This window comes from Curtobacterium flaccumfaciens, from assembly GCF_004361695.1.
In the GTDB taxonomy this organism is placed as follows: domain Bacteria; phylum Actinomycetota; class Actinomycetes; order Actinomycetales; family Microbacteriaceae; genus Curtobacterium; species Curtobacterium flaccumfaciens_B.
The window spans coordinates 137647-158914 of sequence record NZ_SNVW01000002.1; the positions used below are offsets into that span (position 1 = coordinate 137647).

General features: G+C 72.1%; 23 protein-coding genes. 10 read left to right on the forward strand and 13 right to left on the reverse strand.

What is annotated here, in order from left to right:
- Nucleotides 1-25: 25 nt before the first annotated feature.
- The 5 genes from EDF64_RS03335 to EDF64_RS03355 all read right to left on the reverse strand — a co-directional run bounded on the left by EDF64_RS03335 (nt 26) and on the right by EDF64_RS03355 (nt 3778).
- The gene (locus EDF64_RS03335; RefSeq protein ID WP_133518685.1) at nt 26-970 is read right to left on the reverse strand and encodes a DUF805 domain-containing protein; all 945 of its coding nucleotides are present in this window, start codon (nt 968-970) and stop codon (nt 26-28) included.
- Nucleotides 967-1524 carry a DUF805 domain-containing protein gene (locus EDF64_RS03340; protein WP_133518686.1) on the reverse strand — a complete coding sequence of 186 codons (558 nt, stop codon included), beginning with the start codon at nt 1522-1524 and terminating at the stop codon, nt 967-969. The genes EDF64_RS03335 and EDF64_RS03340 overlap by 4 nt, the downstream gene beginning before the upstream one ends.
- Before the next feature lie 8 nt (nt 1525-1532).
- Nucleotides 1533-2045, reverse strand: a complete 513-nt coding sequence (locus EDF64_RS03345; protein WP_133518687.1) for a DUF805 domain-containing protein — start codon at nt 2043-2045, stop codon at nt 1533-1535.
- Nucleotides 2046-2151: 106 nt separating this feature from the next.
- Nucleotides 2152-2739, reverse strand: a complete 588-nt coding sequence (locus EDF64_RS18395; protein WP_208108819.1) for a DUF805 domain-containing protein — start codon at nt 2737-2739, stop codon at nt 2152-2154.
- Nucleotides 2740-2845: 106 nt separating this feature from the next.
- Nucleotides 2846-3778, reverse strand: coding sequence for an NADP-dependent oxidoreductase (locus tag EDF64_RS03355; RefSeq protein WP_133518688.1), 933 nt, complete (start codon nt 3776-3778; stop codon nt 2846-2848).
- Between the two features lie 31 nt (nt 3779-3809).
- Between EDF64_RS03355 and EDF64_RS03360 the strand changes: the two genes are divergently transcribed.
- Nucleotides 3810-4511, forward strand: coding sequence for a hypothetical protein (locus EDF64_RS03360; RefSeq protein WP_133518689.1), 702 nt, complete (start codon nt 3810-3812; stop codon nt 4509-4511).
- A 24-nt stretch (nt 4512-4535) separates the two neighbouring features.
- On the opposite strand, the gene EDF64_RS03365 is transcribed toward EDF64_RS03360, so the two are convergent.
- The 3 genes from EDF64_RS03365 to EDF64_RS03375 form a co-directional block, all read right to left on the reverse strand.
- Entirely contained in the window at nt 4536-4826 is a 291-nt protein-coding gene (locus EDF64_RS03365; protein ID WP_133518690.1) for a hypothetical protein, read from the reverse strand.
- Nucleotides 4827-5136: 310 nt separating this feature from the next.
- Nucleotides 5137-5499 carry a hypothetical protein gene (locus tag EDF64_RS03370; RefSeq protein WP_133518691.1) on the reverse strand — a complete coding sequence of 121 codons (363 nt, stop codon included), beginning with the start codon at nt 5497-5499 and terminating at the stop codon, nt 5137-5139.
- Between the two features lie 623 nt (nt 5500-6122).
- Nucleotides 6123-6377, reverse strand: a complete 255-nt coding sequence (locus EDF64_RS03375; protein ID WP_133518692.1) for a hypothetical protein — start codon at nt 6375-6377, stop codon at nt 6123-6125.
- A 319-nt stretch (nt 6378-6696) separates the two neighbouring features.
- Between EDF64_RS03375 and EDF64_RS03380 the strand changes: the two genes are divergently transcribed.
- On the forward strand, nt 6697-7338 hold the full coding sequence (locus EDF64_RS03380; RefSeq protein WP_133518693.1) for a TNT domain-containing protein: 642 nt from the start codon (nt 6697-6699) through the stop codon (nt 7336-7338).
- A gap of 72 nt (nt 7339-7410) precedes the next feature.
- Here EDF64_RS03380 and EDF64_RS03385 read toward each other — a convergent pair whose 3' ends face one another.
- From EDF64_RS03385 to EDF64_RS03405, 5 genes are read right to left on the reverse strand one after another with little or no spacing between them, the layout of a single operon-like run.
- Nucleotides 7411-7941: a hypothetical protein gene (locus EDF64_RS03385; protein ID WP_133518694.1), complete on the reverse strand. Its 531-nt coding sequence runs from the start codon at nt 7939-7941 to the stop codon at nt 7411-7413.
- Nucleotides 7938-10205, reverse strand: a complete 2268-nt coding sequence (locus EDF64_RS03390; protein ID WP_133518695.1) for a TNT domain-containing protein — start codon at nt 10203-10205, stop codon at nt 7938-7940. The genes EDF64_RS03385 and EDF64_RS03390 overlap by 4 nt, the downstream gene beginning before the upstream one ends.
- Before the next feature lie 22 nt (nt 10206-10227).
- Nucleotides 10228-10611: a DUF6507 family protein gene (locus EDF64_RS03395; RefSeq protein WP_133518696.1), complete on the reverse strand. Its 384-nt coding sequence runs from the start codon at nt 10609-10611 to the stop codon at nt 10228-10230.
- A 1-nt stretch (nt 10612) separates the two neighbouring features.
- On the reverse strand, nt 10613-10930 hold the full coding sequence (locus tag EDF64_RS03400) for a pore-forming ESAT-6 family protein (protein ID WP_027466434.1): 318 nt from the start codon (nt 10928-10930) through the stop codon (nt 10613-10615).
- A 29-nt stretch (nt 10931-10959) separates the two neighbouring features.
- Complete coding sequence (locus tag EDF64_RS03405; protein ID WP_027466433.1) at nt 10960-11295, reverse strand: WXG100 family type VII secretion target; 336 nt, start codon at nt 11293-11295, stop codon at nt 10960-10962.
- Nucleotides 11296-11425: 130 nt separating this feature from the next.
- Here EDF64_RS03405 and EDF64_RS03410 point away from each other — a divergent pair, with 130 nt between their 5' ends.
- Genes EDF64_RS03410 through EDF64_RS03445 form a run of 8 tightly spaced genes read left to right on the forward strand, consistent with a single transcriptional unit; the run spans nt 11426 to nt 21244 of the window.
- Nucleotides 11426-12526 carry an FHA domain-containing protein gene (locus tag EDF64_RS03410; protein ID WP_133518697.1) on the forward strand — a complete coding sequence of 367 codons (1101 nt, stop codon included), beginning with the start codon at nt 11426-11428 and terminating at the stop codon, nt 12524-12526.
- On the forward strand, nt 12523-13632 hold the full coding sequence (locus EDF64_RS03415) for a DUF6177 family protein (RefSeq protein ID WP_133518698.1): 1110 nt from the start codon (nt 12523-12525) through the stop codon (nt 13630-13632). The genes EDF64_RS03410 and EDF64_RS03415 overlap by 4 nt, the downstream gene beginning before the upstream one ends.
- Nucleotides 13616-13978 carry a hypothetical protein gene (locus EDF64_RS18400; RefSeq protein WP_208108820.1) on the forward strand — a complete coding sequence of 121 codons (363 nt, stop codon included), beginning with the start codon at nt 13616-13618 and terminating at the stop codon, nt 13976-13978. Before EDF64_RS03415 ends, EDF64_RS18400 begins: the two co-directional genes overlap by 17 nt.
- Nucleotides 13975-15342 carry an EsaB/YukD family protein gene (locus EDF64_RS03425; RefSeq protein WP_166645585.1) on the forward strand — a complete coding sequence of 456 codons (1368 nt, stop codon included), beginning with the start codon at nt 13975-13977 and terminating at the stop codon, nt 15340-15342. The genes EDF64_RS18400 and EDF64_RS03425 overlap by 4 nt, the downstream gene beginning before the upstream one ends.
- A 2-nt stretch (nt 15343-15344) precedes the next feature.
- On the forward strand, nt 15345-16202 hold the full coding sequence (locus EDF64_RS03430) for a hypothetical protein (RefSeq protein ID WP_133518700.1): 858 nt from the start codon (nt 15345-15347) through the stop codon (nt 16200-16202).
- Nucleotides 16199-20269, forward strand: a complete 4071-nt coding sequence (gene eccCa, locus EDF64_RS03435; RefSeq protein WP_133518701.1) for a type VII secretion protein EccCa — start codon at nt 16199-16201, stop codon at nt 20267-20269. The genes EDF64_RS03430 and eccCa overlap by 4 nt, the downstream gene beginning before the upstream one ends.
- Complete coding sequence (locus EDF64_RS03440; RefSeq protein WP_133518702.1) at nt 20259-20603, forward strand: hypothetical protein; 345 nt, start codon at nt 20259-20261, stop codon at nt 20601-20603. The genes eccCa and EDF64_RS03440 overlap by 11 nt, the downstream gene beginning before the upstream one ends.
- Nucleotides 20600-21244, forward strand: coding sequence for a hypothetical protein (locus EDF64_RS03445; protein WP_133518703.1), 645 nt, complete (start codon nt 20600-20602; stop codon nt 21242-21244). The genes EDF64_RS03440 and EDF64_RS03445 overlap by 4 nt, the downstream gene beginning before the upstream one ends.
- Nucleotides 21245-21268: the final 24 nt, after the last annotated feature.

Below are 21268 nucleotides of genomic sequence, written 5' to 3' on the forward strand. Positions count from 1 at the left end.
CAGGGCCGTTCTCGTGCGTGGCGGACTAGCTCTGGTCCGGGCGGTCGTACTGCGCCCCGGCCGGGTTCGGCGGGAGGCAGCCGAAGACGATCCCCGCCACACCGGCGACGAACGACACCAGCCACAGCGCGCCGGGCAGGTTCGCATCGTGCAGGCGACGCCATCCGAGTGCGATGTTCGGGACGAGCGTGGCGAGCCACCACAGGCCGTAGAACCCGAGCAGTGCGAGCGCGAGCGCCGGTGAACCGCCGCTCGTGTACTCGTTGCCGTACTCGTCGACGCGCGTCGACGTCGCCGCGAACGCGATGATCGCCGCCACGTAGCCGCCGAAGAGGACGATCGTCACGATGGCGTTCGCGAGGAACCAGTACCAGTACTCACTCCGGCTCGCGCGGCCGTCGAAGCGGGCGTACTTCTTGAAGAAGCGGGTGAAGGCGTCGAGGAAGCCGATGCCGTACCAGGGCGCCCAGAGCGGCGGTGCGCCGTCCGGGCCGACCGGGATCGGCTGCGGGACCTGCGGGTACGGCTGTCCGTAGGGCTGCTGCGCGTACGGCTGCTGCCCGTACTGGTTCGGCTGGCCGTACTGCGGCTGCTGACCGTACTGGTTCGGCTGACCGTACTGGTTCGGCTGGCCGTACTGCGGCTGCTGACCGTAGGGGTTGGGCTGCTGGCCGTACTGGTCCGGCTGCCCGTACTGCGGCTGCTGACCGGAGGGGTTCTGCTGCTGCCCGTCCTGCGGCTGCTGCTGGCCGTACGGGTTCTGCTGTTCGTACGGGTTCTGCTGTCCGTGCGGGTTCTGCTGGCCGCCCTGCGGCTGCTGACCGTACGGGTTCGGCTGCTGGCCGTCCTGCGGCTGCTGACCGTACGGGTTCGGCTGCTGCCCGTCCTGCTGCTGGTCGGACGGCTGCTGGCCCTGCGGGTCCTGGTCGCCGCCGGCCGGCGGTCCCCACTGCGGTGTGTCGTTGCTCATCGGACTCCTTCGGGTCGGTCGAAGCGGGCGCCGGCGGGGTTCGGCGAGAGGCAGGCGAAGACGACCATGACGGGCCAGAAGACCAGGCTCACCAGGCTCAACGCCCCGGGCAGGTTGACGTCGTGCATCCGTCGCCAGACGAGCGCCAGGTTCGGGACGATGGTCGCGAGCCACCACAACCCGAACAGCCCCAGCAGGACGAAGGCGAACGGTGACGGTGCACCGCTGACCTGGCTCGAGAAGCCGTTGTCGTCGACCACCGTCGTCGTGGGGCTGGTCGCGAAGAGCACGACGAAGAAGCTCCCGTAGAGCACGATCGTCACGATGGCGTTCGCCAGCACCCAGTACCAGTACTCGCTCCGGCTCGCGCGACCGTCGAACCGCGCGTACTTCTTGAAGAACCGGGTGACGGCGTCGACGAACCCGATGCCGTACCACGGTGCCCAGAGCGGCGGCTTGCCGTCCGGGCCGACCGGGACCTGCTGGCCGTACTGCGGGAACGGCTGACCGTACTGCTGCTGCTGCTCGTCGGTCGGCGGCGCCCAGTGGGGCATGCCGTCGCTCATCGAGCGCCCGAGGGCTGGTCGAAGCGCGCACCCTCGGGGTTCGAGGGCAGGAGGCCGAAGACGATCCCGACGATGCCGACGAAGAACGCGATGATCCAGAGCGGGCCGGCGAGGTTCGCGTCGTGCAGACGACGCCACCCGAGCGCGAGGCTCGGCACGAGGATCGCGAGCCCCCAGAGGATCGAGATGATCGCGACGATCCAGTACAGCGCGCTGAACCCGCCCGACATCTGACCCGTGTACGAGTCCACCCGGAGGTCGGAGGTCGCTGCGCCGATCGCCGCGAAGACGCCGAGCACGATGGCGATGATCACGTTGGCGAGGTACCACCACCAGAACTCGCTGCGGCTCGCGCGGCCACTGAACGTGGCGTACTTCTTGAAGAAGCGGGAGACAGCCGTGCCGAACGACGCACCGTAGTACGGCGCCCAGAGCGGCGGCTCACCGCCGGGTCCGGTCGGTGCGGGCTGCTGCTGGCCGTACGGGTTGGGCGGGTACTGGTCACTCACGGGGTCCCCCTTGTGTGTGTCGGCTGATGTGTCGGATCAGATTCAACCAGAACGACGACACCCCCGTCAGCGTGTGACGGGGGTGTGCGGGTCGTGCGGACCGGGGTCAGCCGCGATCGGGGCGGTCGAACTGCTGGCCCTCGGGATGCGTGGTGAGCAGCCCGACGATGAGCGAGAACAGGATGCCGATCGGCGGGATGATGAAGAACAGCGCGAAGAGCCCGGACAGGTTCACGTCGTGCAGGCGTCGGACGGTCAGGGCGATGAAGCCGATGAAGGTCGCGAGCGCCCAGAGTCGGACGACACCGTCGTCGCCGTTGTCGATGAACGGCAGGACGTTGAACACCGACCCGACGATGCCGGCCGCGATGTTGCCGAGCACGTACCAGAGCGCCCAGAACCAGTACTCGCTCCGGCTCGCGCGTCCGTCGAACCGGACGTACTTCTTCCAGAAGCGCAGGAACGCCTGGGGGAACGGGATGCCGTACCAGGGCGCCCAGAGCGGCGGCTGCCCCTGCTGCTGACCGTTCGGAGTCGGGCGACCGTACGGGTTCTGCGCGCCGTACGGCTGCTGTCCGTACTGCTGCTGCCCGCCGTACTGCTGCTGTCCGTACGGCGGCTGGCCCCCGGAGGGCTGCTGTCCGGACGGGTTCTGCGCGTACGGGTCTCGTCCGTACGGGTTCTGGTCGCTCACTGGTTCGTTCCTTCCGGCGGCCGCGCGCTCGTGCACGCTGTCGATGTCCACAGAGTCAAGCACGACCGACGGCGTCCACGCGTCCTCCGAGCGGACGACACCACCCCTAGGGGACCAGCGCGAGCTTGCCGCCCGGGTGCTGCGACTCGAGCACCTCGGCGGCAGCCTTCGCCTCGGCCAGCGGGAACGTGCGCGCCACCGGGACCTCGAGCTGGCCGGCCCCGGCGAGGTCGATCAGCCGCTGCCGGACCGAGTCCCGGAACGCCTTGCTCTCGGGCTGCGCGCCGCCCACGGCCGCGAAGCCGTCGCGAGCGGCCCGCCCCGGCGCGGCGATCGTCACGATGCGGCGCCGATCCGCGACCAACGCGAGCGAGACGTCGACGGCCTCGTCGGTCCCCACGCAGTCCAGTGCCACGTCGACACCGGACGGTGCGAGGTCACGGATGCGCGCCTCCAGGCCGTCGCCGTACGCGACCCACTCGCCACCGAAGCGTCGGACGGTGTCGGCGTTCCGTTCCGACGCGGTGCCGATGATCCGCGCGCCCAGCGGGCGGAGCAGCTGCAGGAGGCTGACGCCCACTGCGCCGGAGGCGCCGTGGACCACGATCGTGTCGCGGCCCTCCGCGCGGGTGACCCGGATCATGTCGGCGGCGGTCGAGCCCGCGAGGAGGAGGTTGGCCGCGGCCGGGAAGTCGAGCGACGCGGGCTTGGCGAACACGTCGGACGCGGGGACGGTGAGACGTTCCGCCCAGCCGCCGGAGACGCGGAAGGCGAGGACCTCGTCGCCGACGGCTCCCCCGCCGGACGCGATCTCGGTGTCGGTGCCGACGGCGCTGAGGACCCCGGCGACCTCGTAGCCGATCGGGATCGGCAGGTCGGACGGATCGCCCTGCCGGGTGTGCTTCGTGTCGGCGGGGTTGACGCCGGCGGCGCGGACGTCGATCGTGACCTCGCCGTGGCCGGGCGCGGGGACCTCGGTGTCGACGTACTCGAGGACTTCGCTGCCGCCGAACCGCGGGGCCACCCAGTGCTTCGTCATGCGTGCGACGGTACGCCGGTAGCCTGCCGGCGTGACGAGCCACGATCGACCGACCGGCCTCGCGCTGACCTTCCGGCACGACGGCACGCTCCTCCTCGAACTCCTGCAGGGCTGGTACGACGCGTTCGACAGCAGCGTCACGCACGTTGACGACCCGGACCGGATCCGGGGTGTGCTGCGCTGGTGGATCGCGACGAAGCCCTCGCCCCCGCAGCGCCGGTCGACCTTCCCCGCGTGGCAGGAGTTCGGGTCCGGTCCCGCGCGCCGGATCACGATCACGACAGAGCCGAGCGATGCGGCGAGGAAGCTCACGTTCGGAAGCGACTCGGCTTCGAGCGGCTTCGAGCGGACCCTGGCGACGGGGCCCACGGATCCGACGTCACGGGCGTCGCAGTCGTTCATCGGCGATGTCACGCTCGGGTCCCGTCGTTTCTTCCGCACGGAACAGCAGCGTGCCGAGAAGCGGCTCGCCGGGGGGCAGTACCTCGCGATCCTCGAGGGGTACCTCGAGGAGATGCGGTCGCACGTCGACGTCCGCGACCAGCACGACGCCTACCACGACGTCCGTGCCGGCATCGGCGCGATCCTCGACGACGAGCACTACCTCGCGCTGTCGCCGGATCCCCGTGCCCGATCGCTCTACTCCGAGCTCCTCGCGGAGCAGAGCAGCCTGTACCAGTGGCACATGGACCTTGCGAAGGGCGGGCACGAATGGGCTCGGGAGCGGCGCTGACCCAGCCGGGATCGGGCGTCGGCCTCAGCGCTGTCCCTGCAGCCGCTTCCGCAACTCCTGGTACCGGACGAACCCGTCGACGCGGCTGAGGAAGTCCTCGATCGCAGCGTCTCGATCGCCGTACTCGCGGATCGATTGCTCGGTTCCACGCTCGTCGGTGGTCGAGACTCGCCATCCGTTCTCGGTCTCGTAGATGCACGCGACGTTGACGTCGTTCGACGGCCGGCGCATCCAACAGACGGGGATTCCTGCGGGAATGAGCATGCCGTCCTCCACCTGCCTGTCCACGTCGGAGCGCGAGAGGTCGTCGCTCATGATGCCTTCGACGATGCTTCTGCAAAAGCTCCTCGAGAGTCCTCTTGCAGAGCGCACTGCTCGATCTCATCGACGGGGACGCGCGCCACCGTCGCGAATGCGACTGCGCGCGCGACGAACCCGGGAGCGCCGAACCAGGCACGGTGGAGTGTCCCGCCGAGTTCCCAGTCCAGGACCGTCTGGCCGTAGGTCATCGCCAGCGTGAACCCAGCGGGCAGCTCCTCCGCGCGGCCCAGCAGCCAGTGCCCGCGGCTCAGCCCTGCCTGCGCAGTGGAGTCCCGCAGAGTGGCCGCGAGCTGGATCAGTCCGTTCAGGACTGGACGCTCCCGACGCGCTGCCCCGGAGCAGGCGAATCGACGATCTCAACCACTTCGGCAAGGGAATGCTGACGTACCCAGGCGAGTCGGTCGGCCAGCGACCAGCCGAGGTCAGAGAGGGCTCGTACGACGTGTTCATGCCCGTCGATGCGCCGACGAAGCTCTCGCTCCGAGTCGTCCTCGAGAACCTTGACACCATCGGGCGTGCTTGCCCTGCCGTCGAACCACAGAGCATCGTTCCGCGCAGCTCCTTCGCGCACCAGCACGTACCGCTCGGCATCTTCGAGCCGGTTGAACCACACGAGGGGCCAGGCGCTTCCACGGTCACGAGTCGCGAACGAGGCACTGGTACTCAAGGCTCACTCCGATGAGCTTCGGCTGGTCGGATCGGGAGATCCAGAACTCACGGCAGTACTTGCACCCCTGGTCATGAGACGGGATCGTGCGTGACATCAAGCGTCTTCTCGCAGCTCACTCGCGGCGCCCTAGACCACCGAACCGAGTGGCATCGGGATGCCCCCTCCACGACGAATTCTCGTGTCTCCTTGTTGAAGAACTCTCCACCCACCTCAACTGCAGGGTGCCCACCAGGGACGAAGTGCTCCCACCCGCCAGCGTCGGCGAACGGCGGGAGATGAGCCGCGCGATTCTCGACCGGGACGACGACACCGAAGACATCGCCGCCAGTCTGCCATGCCTTCATCGCGGATGGAGCCATCTGTGACAGGGTCTTGTAGTCGTGCGTGGTCTCCTCGAAATCACGGTGAACCGCCTCGGGAGCCGACTCCACTGCGACCCAGGACTCACCGGGCGGCGCACTGCGCCCCTTCCCGATCAGTTGCACTACCGCTTGGCTGGGAGCGACATCCGCGACCGACTGTGGTCCATTCATTCCGGCCAGATCACTCAGGTGGAGCCGGACGCCGGGTCCACCTGCACGCTCTTTGCGATCGCTTGGTTGTTCTTCAGCGCTTCGAATTCAGCGGACGATGCCGCTCGCGACCAGTTCCTTCAGGTCACGGAGCAGCATGATGAACATCTCGAGCGCGCCGGACTCGTCCTGGTAGTCCCGCGGACCGATCTCGACCGCCCGCTCGTCCGTCGACACCACCCGGTAGCCGCCACCGACCTCGTATATCGCCACCACGTCCGGCTTCCCGATGGGCTGCTGGAACCACACCGCGCGCTCGAGGCCATCGGCAGCGATGATTTCCTTGGCAGTTGCCCGATCCATGTTCTCCTCCCGATCGGTTGCACTACTGCTCGGCTGAGAGCGACAACCACGACCTGTGGTCCTTCCTCCAGGCCAGATCGCTGCCGGTGTCATCGACCACATGCACTTCGCCGCTGCACCCTCGGAGAACTGAGGTTGCACGGTCGTCGGTGGCCGAGACTCGCCGAGGGGACACACGGCTTCATGATCGACCACGAACGCTGAGAACGACCGCTCCTGCCGATGCGCCCCCCTACTCCGGAAGATCCCCGTGGGGTCGACCTCGGTCATCCACTCGACGTGCTCGAGGCAACGGAGCGCCCGCCGCTAGCCTGAGACCGTGGCATTCGCATCCCTCCGCGCCGACCTCGACCGATCCGGGTTCACCTCCCAGTTCGTCGCGCTCCCCGGTGACGTCCCCGACCGTCCGCCGCTCGAAGGCGCACTCCGCGTCGAACCGTCGAGTGCCGGATTCGATCTGCTATCCGTGGACTACGGACAGGCGCGGGTCATCAGCCGCGCAGACGACGAGGACGGGGTGTCCGATCTCGTTCGTGCGTACCTCCGCAGGCCCATCCCGGAACCACGGTCCATCCGCGCGGGGGAGTTCGCGGAGCTGCGCCGATCGTCGGAGGGGTACCTGCCTGAGCTCGCCGACCGCATCCGTTCGTCGGGCGGCCAGGTGCTCATCGAGTTCCCGCCCGCGATCCCGGTCGACCGGGTCGGTGGACCGGACGGTTGGCTCCTGAACCCGTTCGGCGCGTCGTTCGAGTCGAGGTCACTCCCGCCCAACGCCTTGTCGCTCCCGTCGAGCGTGCACCCGTACGTCACCGATGGCATCGTGCTCGTGCATGCGCAGATCACACTTCCGTGGTTCGGGCAGCCCGGCGGAGCAATCCGGTTCTCGATCGCCGACGACACCGTGACGATCCGGGATCTGCTCGTCAGCGGTCAGCTCCGCAGGATCACCGTCAGCGACTGATCCGACAGCAGCATCGGCGACCGCCGCGCGACCATCAGCCACAACCGTTCGGGTTTGCCTCCGAAGGTCTTCTCATGCGGGCAGCGCCGCCTCCGAGAATGCTCGCCGAGAGTTCACCTCGAGCGCACACCGCTCGATGTCGGCCACGGGGACCCGCGCGACCGTTGCGAACTGCACTACCGGGGCGATGAACCGCCCGGCTCCGAACCACGCTCGGTGAGGCGTCCCGCAGGCCGTCCATTTCAGGAGGTTCCGCTCGCTCTCCACACTCAGCGACATCCCGTCGGGGAGTTCCTCGGGGCGGTCGAGGAGCCAGTGCGCCCGCTCGAGGCCAGCCCGGGAGCGAAGGGCACCAGCCGCTGAAGCGGCGATCCGCCGCGCGGCGTCCTCCCCTGCTTCGAACACCACCCCGGTCCAGTCACCGGATCCCCGGTCGCCTCTCCACGCGTGAACTGCTCCGTCTCGAACGACGTAGCGCTCCAGAGTCTCCTGATCGCCGAACTCGACGAGCCTCGGCTCCGTCACGACCCGATCCTGTCCGGCGCGGCGCAGGAGGTCTTCGAGGAGTTCGAGGCACGGGATCGTGATGCGCTCGTCGGTCACGACAGGATGCCGAGATCGCGGAGGTCCGCAGCCGAGCGGAAACTCATGGGAGGACCGGGGTCGACGAACCTGACCTGAAGCCCTCCACCCGGATGCCCGAATGCCGGAGCGATCTCGCTCACCTCGATCTTCAGACCCTGCCCCTCGAAAGTTGCAGCATCGAAGTCGTACGTCCGGTACGCATCGCTGAGGTTGGACGGTGGAAGGGCGCGCTGTTCGAACGAGGTCCCCGGGAACGAGAAGAAGTTGCCGGACTCCTTGCCGAGCCGGTCGAGTTGCGAACCGTACTGATCGACGAACCCGTACGGATCCACCCAGTCGACGCGGTGTCCGGCGACGGCACCGGCGTTGCCGGGGTACTCGGGCGCGTACGACTGCCAGTCGTCGTTCCAGTCGATGTACCGGTCTTCCCAGTCGTCCCTCGTGAGGTAGTTGCCGTCGGCGTCCTTGCCGTACAGACCGTTCGGATTGCCCCAGTCGTCGACGAGGGCCCGCACGTCGTCGCTCATCCCCGGGCCCGTGTACGTCGGGTCGTCGGGAGCTCGGTACTTCTCCCCGAGGTCGTCGAGGTGGAGGTGCGGCTGGCCGTAGTCGGGCCGCTCGGCACCGCCCCGGACCGACTCGTCACGCTCCCACCCAGGACCACTGCGGTCGTCGGAGAACACCGGGTCCGTCGAGCGGTCGTAGTGGTGCGGCGGCGGAGTACCGGGCGCGTCGTGCCCGTCGCCGTCCGGCCGACCACCGCCGTGATCGGCGTCCGTGCCGTGGCCCGAGCCGCCGTGCCCTGTTGAGTCCCCACCGTGCCCGGCCGAGTCGCCCCCGTGCCCGGCCCCGCCGTGCGACCCCGACGTGGAACCGCCGTCCCCCGTCGCGGTCTCGCCGTGCTCCCCGCGCCCACCGGCCCCGACGAGCGCCGGCTCCCGCTCCGGCGCGTGCACCGTCGCGTCGCCGCCGTCCGCGTGCGCGTTGGCGTTCGCGTCGCTCCCCGCCCGCACGTCCGTGTCCGCCTCGGACCGCACCGGCGGAGCGTCGACGCCGCTGTCGCCGTGCCGTCCGTGCAGGAAGTCACCGAGCCCCGTCTGGAAGTCCGCGAGGCGTCCGGAGAACCCGTGCGCCGCGTCGCCGATGCCGGTCTTGATGATCCCCTTGAGGTCGCCGAGCTTGGGCAGCACCGCCGTCAGGCCCTTCGACGCCCACGCACCGGCGTCGACGAGGTCGAGGTACTTCCCCGCCTTGCCGACGGCTCCGGCGACCTCGCCGACCTTGCCGGCCGCGCCGACCTTGCCCGCCTCGCCGGCGACCGGGATGACGAGCGAACCGATCCCCCAGAGCGCCTGCCCGAAGGCGCGACCCGGGTCCTTGCCCCACTCGTCCCAGCCGACGGTCGCCTTGAGGAGCTCGGTCCACGACTCGCGCTGCAGCTCGGGGTTCTTCTGCATGGTCTTCGTGTCGAAGCCGGTGAGGGCGAGGATGCCGCTCCACGATGCCCCGGCGGTCTCCCAGTGGAAGCCGGTGCCGTCGACGCCGATGAGGGTGCCGAGCCCCTTCACGGTGCCCCAGATGCCGTCGACGACCACGCCCTTGACCATGTTCGGCAGGAAGTCGACCGTCTTCTCGGAGCATGACTCCTTCCGGTCCGAAGCTGCTCCCCAGGGCAGCTTCGTGCCGGCGGGCAGCTCCTTGTACCCGTAGCCGAGACCGTCGTCCTTGCCGTCGGCGCTGATCGCGTGCAACGGGGCCAGACCGGACAGTCCGCGGATGGTGTTCGCGCAGGTCCGTTCCGCCGCCTGGTACGCGACGACCTGCGCGGCGACGCCGTTGATGATCGCGTTGTTCTCGTCGGTGAGGGTCTCGTCCTGGTCCCAGGACTCGACGGTCGCCGAGTTGCCGTACTGGGTCGTCATCGTCCCCGGCGTGAAGGCGGCGACGTCACGGTGCAGCTGGTTGCCGCGGGTCACGTAGGACTTGAGCTTCTCGATGATCGGCGTGACCTCGGTCACGAAGTCGTCGAGCGCCTTCGCCGCGGTGTCCAGGTTGTCGCCGAACGAGGTGCCGTGCGGGCCGATGGGCGTCATCACCGCGTACAGCTGTTCGTCCGCCGGCCCGGAGTACACCCCGGAGATGGGCTGCCACGCCGTGACGATGTCCGCCGTGCCGTCCCGCACCGCGCTGGCGACCGTCCGGAGCTCCTTGGCCCCGGAGGTGATGCCGGTGAGGTCGACGTCGGTGTACGGGATCTCCCCGACCGTGACGAGTCCGCTCATCGCTTCGATTCCCCCGTTGTGTTCAGTTCCCCGGCGCGCCGTCGAACGCGGCGAAGTTCCCGCTCGTCGCGGCGTCGATCGCGTTGGCCTGCGTCGTCGACGCCATCTCGGCATCGCCGTCGTCGATCGCCCGCGTCGCTCCGGCGGCACCGAGCAACGAAGCCTGGATCCGGTTCTGGATGCCGGTCAGGGTGGGCTGCTGGTGCTCGAAGAACCCCGCGAGCGCCTCGCCGATCACCTGCGACTGCGCCGCGGTGGCCGCGGCCTCGACGGTCGCGGCCACGCCCGGCTTGCTGCCGTCAGCCGACCCGCCGAGCGCGTCCGTCAGCGCCGTCGCCTTGGTCGCGACGGCGGTGAGGACGTTCTCGACACCGGCGGGGTCGACGCTCCATCCGTTGACGGCCACGTCAGCCGATGTTGCCGACTGCCGACTTCGCCTTGCTGATCGCCGACTGCGCCGACTCGTCGTTCGACTGCAGCGAGGCGCGCAGCGTGGCGATGATCTGCTTGACCTCGCCGGCGACGGTGTTCCACCGCTGCTCTTTGGCGTGGTACTCGTCGGAGACGCCGTCGGCCTGGTAGTCGGCCATCGCGGCCTTCACGTCCGAGTCACGCTGGGCGATCAGCGACTCGAGCTGCGCCGCCACGGCGTTGAAGTTGTCCTGCGCGTTCTGCGACGCCGCGACGTCGTAGTCGCGACGATCTGCCTGGTTGCCACCGCTCATGGTGTGTTCTCCCTCTCCCCGAAGATCCGTCAGGCGCGGCCGCTGAAGCGGGCCGCGTCGAAGTTCGAGCTGCCCTCGAGCGAGCTCGTGGACTGCGCCATGTCCTGGTCGCCTTCCTGGAACGAACGGTCCATGCCCGAGATGCCCTGCAGCACGCTCGCGAGCGCCCCGTTCAGCTCGTTGGCGATGGTGTCCGTCTCGGCCTTGAAGCGGTCGAAGGCCTGGCGGCCGGCACCGTTGAAGCGGCCCTGCAGCGGCTCGGCCGAGTCGGCGAGCTTGCGCACGAGCGTGCCCAGGTCACCGGAAGCGCCGGACGTCTGCTTGGTCAGGTTGGTGAGGACCTGTGCCCCCATTGCGAACTTCATCGCTCATCCTCTCTGTCTTTCCCCCCACCCCTCAACGGGTGACAGCGAACGTCAGCAGCCTAGACCACCACCACGACACGCGTCACGCTCCGCTTCTGACATGATCGGACGTGCCGATGGGAGGTGAGGCATGTCGTCGATCGTGGTCGAGACCGTGGTCCCCGTGATGACCTGTGGTCGCTGCGGGGTCGCGTCGACGCAGGGGCAGCGCTTCTGCACGGACTGCGGCGCGCTCCTCGGACGCACCGTGGCGTCCGCCGAGTACGACGCCCTGCAGGGCGTCGCCGCCGCCGGCGCGGGTGCCGTCCTCCTCGCACGGCTCGTCGACGTCCTCGTCTGCCTCCTCGGTGGCGCGGCCGGTGCCGCCCTCCTCTTCCTCGCGCACGGCGCGGTCCCCTCGTCGGACCCCGTGGGCACGGCCGTCGCCGGAGCCGTCGCGGGGCTCGTCGTGACGGTCGCGATCGTGGTGATCCGTGCCTCCAGGACCGGTCGCGGACCCGGCGGTCTGCTCCTCGGCACCCGCGTCGTCGACACGGACGACGCGCTGCCCGCCGGACCGGTCCGGCAGATCGCGCGACTCGGCGGCCGTCCGCACCGTCGCGCGAACGGGACCGGCCCCTGGGCCGCGGCCACCGGCAGCCTGACGGCCTCGCTCCGGAACGGCCGCGAACCGCTCGACCCCGCGGTCCCCGCGCTCGGCACCGCCTTCGGTGCGGCCGCGTCGGCGGGCGTCCGTCCCGGGTCTGCTCCCCTGCCTGGAGGCGCGGTGCAGGCCGGTCTCGACGCCACCCGTCGTGCGGGGTTCGGCCCCACCAACGCGGCCGCCCAGCAGACCGGTCACGGCTTCGCCGAGGTGCCCGCGCCGACCCCGCCGGTCGCGGACGAGTCGGTGCCGGTCGACGCGGTCGTCCTCCGGTTCGACTCCGGTGCGTTGCACTGGTTCCGCGGCACCTGCGTGATCGGCCGGAACCCCGAGGCCGAGCCGGGCGTCGCAACGGTCGCGGTGCCCGACCTGTCACGCACGCTGTCGAAGACCCACGTCGCCCTGGTGCAGGCCGCCGGGGTCGTCGTGCTGCGCGACCTCGGCTCGACGAACGGCACCTCGGTGATCCGTCCGGACGCCTCCTTCGAGGACCTCGTCGCGGGTGTCGACCTCGCGGTCCCCGCCGGCTCCACGGTCCGGATCGGCGACCACGCGTTCGTCGTCGACCGGGTCGGAGCGACGACGTGAGCCCGTTCCGCCGCAGCCGCACGGACGACGCCCGTCCCGCTGCGACGCACCCGCTCGTCGACTCGGCGGGCGACGGCAGCATCCGGTACGAGAGCCGCGCCCGGACCGTGCGGCTCGGTCGCGCCCAGGCGGACCTGCTGGCGACGGCCGTGGCCGAGGGCGCCCGACCGATCCTCGTCACCGACGGACACTCGGTGGTGACCGAGGCCTTCCGGCAGGCGCTGGTCGAGAGCGGCGGCTCGTGGGTGGTCCGCGGCGACGACGGCCTCCGGAACGGCCTCGACGGACGACGGCTCGACGCGTTCACGGACGCCGTGCACGCCGGACCGCCCACGTCGGTGCAGGACGTCGCGGTCGGGTTCCTCCGCCCGTGGACGCCCACCGCTGACCAGCTCGTCGTCTCCGTGTCGGTCCGGCACCGCGCCGCCGACGAGACCGTCCTGGGTGCCACGACGGAGCTCCTCGCGACGGAGCTCGCCGGCGCGGCCCCGACGGGCTGGGGCACCCACGAGCCCGCCGACCGGGCGTGGGACCGCCGCACGCTCACCGAGGCCGCACGGGCGCGGATGCCCGACCCGACGCGGTTCCTCGCCGTCGGTTCCGCGGCGGCACCGCTCGCCGTGACCGTCACGGCGCAGCGCACCGGGGACGGCGTCGAGGAACTCACCACCGGCCTGCTGTCGGTCGGCGCCCTCGGGGACGCGGTCTCCGAGATGCGGGTCGCCGCCGTCCCGCAGGTGCTCGGCCGTCTCGCCACGACCCAGCTGCCGCTCTTCGCCCTGGTGCTCCGGCGCCCGGGCCGCGCCGACCTCGCGCAGGCACCTCGACTGGCCGCACCGCCGCTCCCCGTCGCGATGCTCATCGGCGCCCCCGCGGTCCGGCAGCTCGACCTCGACGTCGAGGGCATGCGCGACCGCTTCGGCGCCGTCGTCGCCGGACGCCCGCGGATCCCGGCGCTCGTGCTGCCGTTCGGCCGGCACGGTGACCGAGGCCCGGTCGAGGAACTCGCCGCGGTGATCGACCACATCGGGCGTGACCGCGTGGCCGACGCGGTCGGCATGGACGACCGGACGAGGGAGCAGGTGCAGCGTGCCGCGGAACAGTGACTCGATCCTGCTGGAGAGCGTCTCGACGCACCGCCGTCGGCTCCGGCAGGCGTTCGTGCTCGGGCGCCTCGCCGACCGCCGGCTGGTGAACGACAACGTCAAGCGGTTCATCGGCAGCGTGGTGCTCGCGGCGGTCGTCGGGGTCGGGTGCCTCGGGTACTCGTTCGTGACGAACGCCCTGGCGCAGCAGGCCGCCCAGCAGCAGGCGCAGCAGACACCGCTGTCGACGCTGTCGCCGACGCCGACGTCGCGGCCCCAGACGACACAGACGCAGACGACGCAGACACAGACACAGCACGACGGGCAGCAGACGCTGCCGCCGGAACCGCAGCAGGAGACCAAGTGACCGACTTCACCCGCGTGACCGTCGTCGGGGCCGGCCGCCGCGCCGACGTCGTCGTGGCCTCCGACGAGCCGTTCGCCGGACTGCTGCCGCGACTGGTCGACATCCTCGACGAGCCGATCGCGGACAGTGCCCACCCGGTCGCCCTCGTGCGGGTCACCGGCGAAGAGGTCTCCCTCGCCGCGGACGCCGCGTCGCAGGAGATCGCCGACGGCGAGGTCCTGCACCTCGTCCGCCGCGCCGACGCCCCGCCGCCGCCGGAGGTCTCCGACGTCACCGACGCGGTCGCCGACTCGCTCGGCCGTCGCTCGGACGGCTGGGGCACCGCCGCACGGCAGTCCGTCGCCGCCGCGGCCGTCGGGGCCACCGCCTCGGTCGTCGGCACGCTCGTTGTCGCCGCGTTCACGGTCGCCTCGGTGCGGGCCGCGTTCGACGGCGGGACCGTCTCCCCCGCGCTCCTGCCGTCCGTGCTCGTCGGCAGCGGCGTGGTCCTGGCGATCGCGGCCCTCGTCGCCGGCCGCGCCGGAGCACGGTGGACCGGCATCGCCCTCACCGCCGCGGCGACCGGGCTCGCCCTGCCGATCGGGCTGGCGGTCGGGCCGGTGGTCGGCCGCGAGGGCGACCAGCCCGCGATGGTCGCCGGACTCGTGCTCGTGTGGGCGTGGATCGCGCTCGGCCTGGGACTCGGCGTCGGACAGCGGACCCGGACGATCGGCGTCGCGGCCGTCGTCGGCGTCGTGCTGCCCCTGCTCGGCATGGTCACGTGGACGACCCCGGCACCGCAGGCCGCCGGGTGGGGCGTGGTCGGGATCGCCGCGATCGTCGTCTGCGGCCTCCTGCCGTCAGTCGCGATGTCGTCCGCCGGGCTCACCGGACTCGACGACCGGGTGAGCGGCGGTGACCCCGTCGCCCGCGACCGCGTGGTCACGGCGCTCGACGACGCCTACCGGGCGCTCGACTGGACGACCGCCGCGGTGGCCGCGCCGATCGCCCTCGCCGGCGCGGCACTCCTCTCCGACGGCGACCCGTGGGCCGTCGGGCTCGGCACCGCCGTCGTCGTCGTGGCCGCGCTCCGCACCCGGGCGTTCCCGCTGACCCTGCAGGGCGTGCTGCTCTGGAGCGCCGTCGTCGTCGCCGCGGTGCTCGGGCTGCTCGGGCACGCCGCGACGGCGCCGTTCCAGGTCCTCGGCGCGCTGGCCGCACTCGGCGTGCTCGGCGCCCTGCTCGCCGGCGTCCGGCCGGCCGCGCACCAGCGGGCTCGACTCCGGTCGCTCGGCAACGTGCTCGAGACCGTCTCCGTCGTCGTGGCACTGCCGCTCCTGCTCGGCACGTTCGGCCTGTTCGCCGCACTGCTGGAGACGTTCTGACCATGCGACTCCTCGACGACGTCGTCCCAGCGCTCGGGCGGGCGTTCTTCGGCAGCGTGGCCGGTGGCGCACGCGAGCTCGACGACGCGCACCGGGCGATCCGGCAGGGCGTGCCGACCAGCCGGCGCATCGCGTTCGCCTCGCTCCGGGGCGGCACCGGGTGCTCCGCGACCGCGGCCGCCGTGGCCACCGTGCTCGCACGCCGACGCTCCGGCCGGGTGCTGGGCGTGGACGGCGCAGCCGGGCTGCGCTCGTTCGCCGTGCACGCCGGCGCGGACCGGACGGAACCGACGCCGCGGTCCGAGCGCCGTGACGCGGCGAGGACGTCCTGGGACGCGACCGACGGGTTGGCGGTGACCCCGTCGGGACTGCACGTGCTCCGGATCGGCGACCCGCGCCTCCCGAGCCGACAGGCCGCACCCGCCGAGTGGACGGACGCGGTCGACCCGATCGCCCGCTTCTTCGACGTCGTCGTCGGGGACTGGGGCTCCCGCAGTCCGTTCGTCGACCTCGGCGCCGTCGCGGCCGACGCGCACGTCGTCGCCCTCGTCACCGGCCCGGACCGCGCTGCGATCGAGGAGGGCGTGGCCCACGCCGACGCCGTCCGCCGGCACGCCCCCGACACCCGCGTCGTGGTCGTCCCCGTCGACACCACCGGCGCGGGGCTCCGCGCCGCCCGGACCGCCGCCGCGTGGCCCGGCCACGCGGTGCACCCGGTCCCCGGCGACCCGAGCGTCACCGGTGGCGGCGACCGCCCCACCGCGTCGCGGATCGCCCTCATCCAGCTCACCGCGGCGCTCGTCGAGGCCGCCGTCGGCCGCCGTCCCGCCGACCGCACCGTCCCGGAGGTGACCCGGTGAACCGCATCGTGCACCGACCCGCTCGGGTCTCCACGCCGCTCGTCCGCCCCGACGCGGAGCAGCTCGCCCCGCCGCCGCAGCTGCCGGAGGGACCGAGCGGCGGGATCCCGCTGCAGTCGCTCCTACCGGTCGTCGGCGCGATCTCGTCCGTCGTGATGATGGTGGTGCTGCGCGGCAACAACCCGGTGCTCATGGTCGTCGCCGCCCTGGTCTTCGTGGTCGCCCTCGTCGGCGGCCTCGGCATGGCGTTCACGCAGCGCGGCAACGCCGTCCGGAACCGCCGGACCCAGCGCGAGCGCTACCTCGACTACCTCGAGGAGCTCCGCGGCGACCTGCGCACCCGCACGACCGCCGTCCGCGAACGCGCCGAGCACGTCGACCCCTCCCCCGACACGCTCCCCCGACTCGTCGGCGACCCGGCCCGGCTGTGGGAGCGGCGACGCACGCACGGCGACTTCCTGCGGGTCCGCGTCGGCTCGGGCGACGTCGGCTGGCTCGACCTCGCCGTCCCGCCGGACCAGAACCCGGTGCAGCCGCTCGACCCGCTCATGCTCGCCGAGCTCGAGCAGGTCGCCGAGCACTACGGCACCGTGCACGCCATGCCGATCGCGATCCGCCTCGACGACGCCGGAGACGTCTCCGTCGTCGGCGACCGTCAGGCCGTGCTCGACGTCGCGCGTGCCCTCGTGGCGCAGCTCGCGGCGCTGCACGCCCCGGAGGACCTGCACCTCGCCGCCGCGTTCCCCGCCGAACGCGCCGCCGACTGGGACTGGTTCGACCTGCTGCCGCACGCCCGGATGGACCGCACCTTCGACGGACCGCTGCGCGCACGCCGGGTCGCCGAGGACGTCCCGACCCTGGCGCGCACGCTCGCCGGCGAGCTCGGCGAACGCGCCCGGACCGCCGCGATGTACCGACGGTCCGGGGACTCGGCGAAGCGCAGCGACCTGCCGCGCCTGGTCGTCTTCGCGGACGAGCACGGCACGGTGGCGGTGCCGCTCGCGCTGCCCGAGGGCGAGACCCGTCCGGAGGACCTCCGGATCACGGTGGTGCACCTCGTCGCCGACCGGCTGCACGAGCCGTCGGACGTGCGGGTGCGGGTGACGGCCCGGTCGGACGCTGCCGGCACCGGAGCCGGCTCGGGCTCGGGCTCGGGCTCGGGCTCGGGCTCCACGCTGCTCGAGATCGTCGACGCCCGTGACGTCGAAGAGGGCGAGCCGGCCCCCGTGCAGGCCGCCGTCTGCGACCCCGTGGCCCCGACCCTCGTCACCGCCGTCGCCCGTGCGCTCGCCCCGCTCCGCCTCTCCGCCGACGCCGAGGAACGCGCGGAGTCGTCGGCCGCCATCGGCGTCACCGACCTGCTCGGCGTCGACGACGTCACGGCCATCGACCCGGACCGGACCTGGCGGCCGCGTGCCCCGCGGGACTTCCTGCGCGTCCCCATCGGCGTCGACGACTTCGGTGCCCCGCTGCTGCTCGACCTCAAGGAGTCGGCGCAGCTCGGCATGGGGCCGCACGGCATCTGCATCGGCGCGACCGGCTCCGGCAAGAGCGAGATGCTCCGCACGCTCGTGCTCGGGCTGGCGGTCTCGCACCCGCCCGAGGACCTCGCGATGATCCTCGTCGACTACAAGGGCGGTGCCGCGTTCGCGCCGTTCGCCCGCCTGCCGCACGTCGCCGGGCTCATCGACAACCTCGCCGACGACCCGCAGCTCACCCGGCGTGCCCGAGCATCGATCGCTGGCGAGGTCCGGCGCCGCCAGGAGATGCTCCGCGACGCCGGGGCGGCGCCGTCGATCACGCACTACCGCGAGCTCCGCACCCAGCGCCCCGACCTGCCGCCGATGCCGCACCTCGTGCTCGTCATCGACGAGTTCGGTGAGCTGCTCACCGCGGAACCGGAGTTCGTCGACCTGCTCCTCATGATCGGCCGCATCGGCCGGTCCATCGGCGTGCACCTGCTCCTGTCGAGCCAGCGCATCGAGGCGGGCAAGCTCCGCGGCCTCGACACGTACCTGTCGTACCGGCTCGGCCTCCGCACGTTCTCCGAAGCAGAGAGCCAGGTCGTGCTCGACACCGGCGACGCGTTCCACCTGCCGGCGGTCCCCGGGTACGGCTACCTCAAGGTCGACACGAGCGTGTACACCCGCTTCCGGTCCGGCTACGTGTCCGGCCCGGTCGAGGACGCCACCCCCGCGGCGGCCGCGGTGACCTCGTCCGCCGACACGGCCCCCGAGCCGTTCGAGCTCCCCGTCTACAACACGCTGGCATCCGAGGACGACGAGCCGGGCGAGGCGACGCTCGACTCGCCCGACGTCGGGCGGAGCGTCGTCGACGAGGCCGTGGAGCGCCTCGGCCGCGGCGACCGCGCCACGACACCGGTGTGGTTGCCGCCGCTCCCCACCCGGCTGGCGCTCGGTGCCGTCCTCGACCCGAACGCCGCGACGGACCCCGTCGGGATCACGGTGCCGATCGGGCTGCTCGACGACCCGGCCCGCCAGCGCCAACGGCCGTGGATGCTCGACCTCACGCAGGGTGGCGGGCACGTCGCGGTCATCGGCGCCCCGGGCTCCGGCCGGACGACGTTCCTCCGCACCGTCGCCGCCTCGATCGCACTCACGACCACGCCCCGGCAGGTCAGCGTCTACGGCATGGACCTGGCGGGCGGCGGCCTCGGTCGCATCGAGGGCTTCCCGCACGTCGGCGGCGTCGCGACCCGAGCGGACCGGAACCGCCTGCTCCGCCTCGTCGAGGAGCTGCAGGCGATGATCCGGCTGCGCGAGCGGGTGTTCCGCGACCACGGCATCGACTCCCTCGCGATGCTCCGCGCCCGGCACGCCGCGGGCCGGGTGCCCGAACTGGGATCGGCGGACGTGGTGCTGCTCGTCGACGGCTTCGGCGTCATGCGCACCGAGTTCGAGGAGCTCGAGGACGCCTTCGGTGACCTGCTCCAGCGCGGCGGCAGCTTCGGCATCCACGTCGTCGTCGGGCTCACCCGCTGGAACGAGCTGCGGCTCGCGAACCAGCCGCTCATCGGACAGCGGTTCGAGCTGCGGCTCAACGACCCGGCCGACTCGACGATCGCCCGCGCCGCCGCCGCGACCCTGAAGTCCGGCGAGCCGGGCCGTGTGCTCACCGGCGACGAACTGTTCGGACAGGTCGCACTGCCGGTGCTCGACGACGTGGACGACGGCGCGGTCGGCGACGAGCTCGCCGCCCTCGCCCAACGGGTCGCGGACAGCTGGGGCGGTCCGGCGGCCGCGCCGATCCGTCTGCTGCCGGAGTCGTTCGACCCCGCCGAGCTGCCGGACCCGCTCGCGACACCGACCACCGTGCCGTTCGCGCTCCGTCAGGACACGATGGACTTCGTCGCGTTCGACCCCGCCGTCGACCAGCACCTCCTGGTGTTCGGCGACACGGCCAGCGGCAAGACCGCGCTCCTCCGCGGCCTCGCGGCGGGCTTCATGGAACGGTCGACGCCGGACGAGCTCGTCCTCGCCTTCATGGACGTCCGCGGTGGCGCCGCCGCGGGCACGCCGGACGACTTCCTCGGTGGTCACGCGGCGAACGGGCGTGACGCCCGGGGGCTCGCGGCGGCGATCGCGGCGGAGCTCGAGCAGCGCGCCGCCGGCACCTCCACGAGGCCGCGTCCCCGCATCGTCGTCCTCGTGGACGACTACGACATCGTGGCCTCGGCCGGCACCGACCCGCTCGCGCCGCTCATGCCGTACCTGCCCTCGGCGCGGGACCTCGGCCTGCACGTCGTGCTGACGCGTCCGGTGGCCGGTGCCGCCCGCGCGATGTACGACACCGTGATCCAGTCGATCCGCGACTCCGGCGCCACCGGGCTCGTGCTGAGCGGCGAACGGTCCGAGGGGCAGGTGTTCCCGAAGGTCTACGCGGAGCAGTTCCCGCCGGGCCGCGGGCGGCTGGTGCGACGCGGTACGGCCCCGCGCATCGTGCAGGTCGCTCACTTCCCCGCCGCGACGACCGTCGCCCCAGCGCAGGCCGACCCCGCCGGTCAGACGACCGTGCTCGACCCGAAGGGAGCCGTCGATGCCCCGTGAGGTGATCATCCTGTCCGCGGAGTCCCCGTCGTCGCTCGCCCTGATCGAGGCCGGCGCCGACATCGCTCCCGACCTGCGGGCCCGGACGCTCGAACGCGTCGTGACCGAGTTCGTCGACGACCGCGGGGCCGCCGTCCTGAGCGTCCAGATGCCCGAACGCATCGAGAACCCGGCCGAGATCGCGCGACTCGCCCCCTGGGCCACGCTGGAGGCGCCGGTCTGGTGGACGGAGGCCTGGGTGCCCTGGGGGCCGGCGGGCGAGGTCGGCGTCGCGATCGTCCGGGCCTTCGCCGCGGCCGTCGACGCCCAGCTGATCGTGGAGGACGGCACGTGAGCACCCTGCCCCCGAACTCCGCCCCGCTACCGAACTCCGCCCTGCCCCCGACCTCGGCCCCGCTCCCGCCGATGCCCGGCTCACGCCGTGCATCCCTGCAGCGCGCCCGGACCGTGCTCGTCACCGGTGTCGCCGGCGGCACCGGGACCACGACCGTCGCAGCGCTCCTCGCCGACGCGGTCGGCGGACGCCTGAGCGTCGTCGTCCAGGCGACGGACCACTCCGGCGGCGAGCTCGCCGCCCGGCTCCCGACGCTGCAGCCGGCGACCTCGCGGGTGACCGTGCACGACGCGGGCGCCCACGTCGGCCCCGCCGCGGTGCTCGCAGCGACGCCGGAGAACTGCCTGGTGGTCGTCGGTCGAGCCAGCGGGGACGGGGTCGCGGACGTCCGATCGGCCCTCGCGTCCATCGCCGACGCCCCCGACCCGACACTGCTGGCACGCTCGGTGGTGGTGCTCGTGGACCGGGCCGCGGGACCGACCCCGGTCGAGACGCGCCCCGTCCGCGACACGGGCGTCGCCGGGGTGTTCGTGCTCCGCGCCGACCGCGCGCTCGGCCGTCCGGGCCGCATCGACGTCGCCGCCCTCGGCCGGCCCACGATCACGACGGTGTCGGACCTGCTGACTGCCCTCGGCTGGTAGCGGCCGGGCACCGGCGGCGGGCTG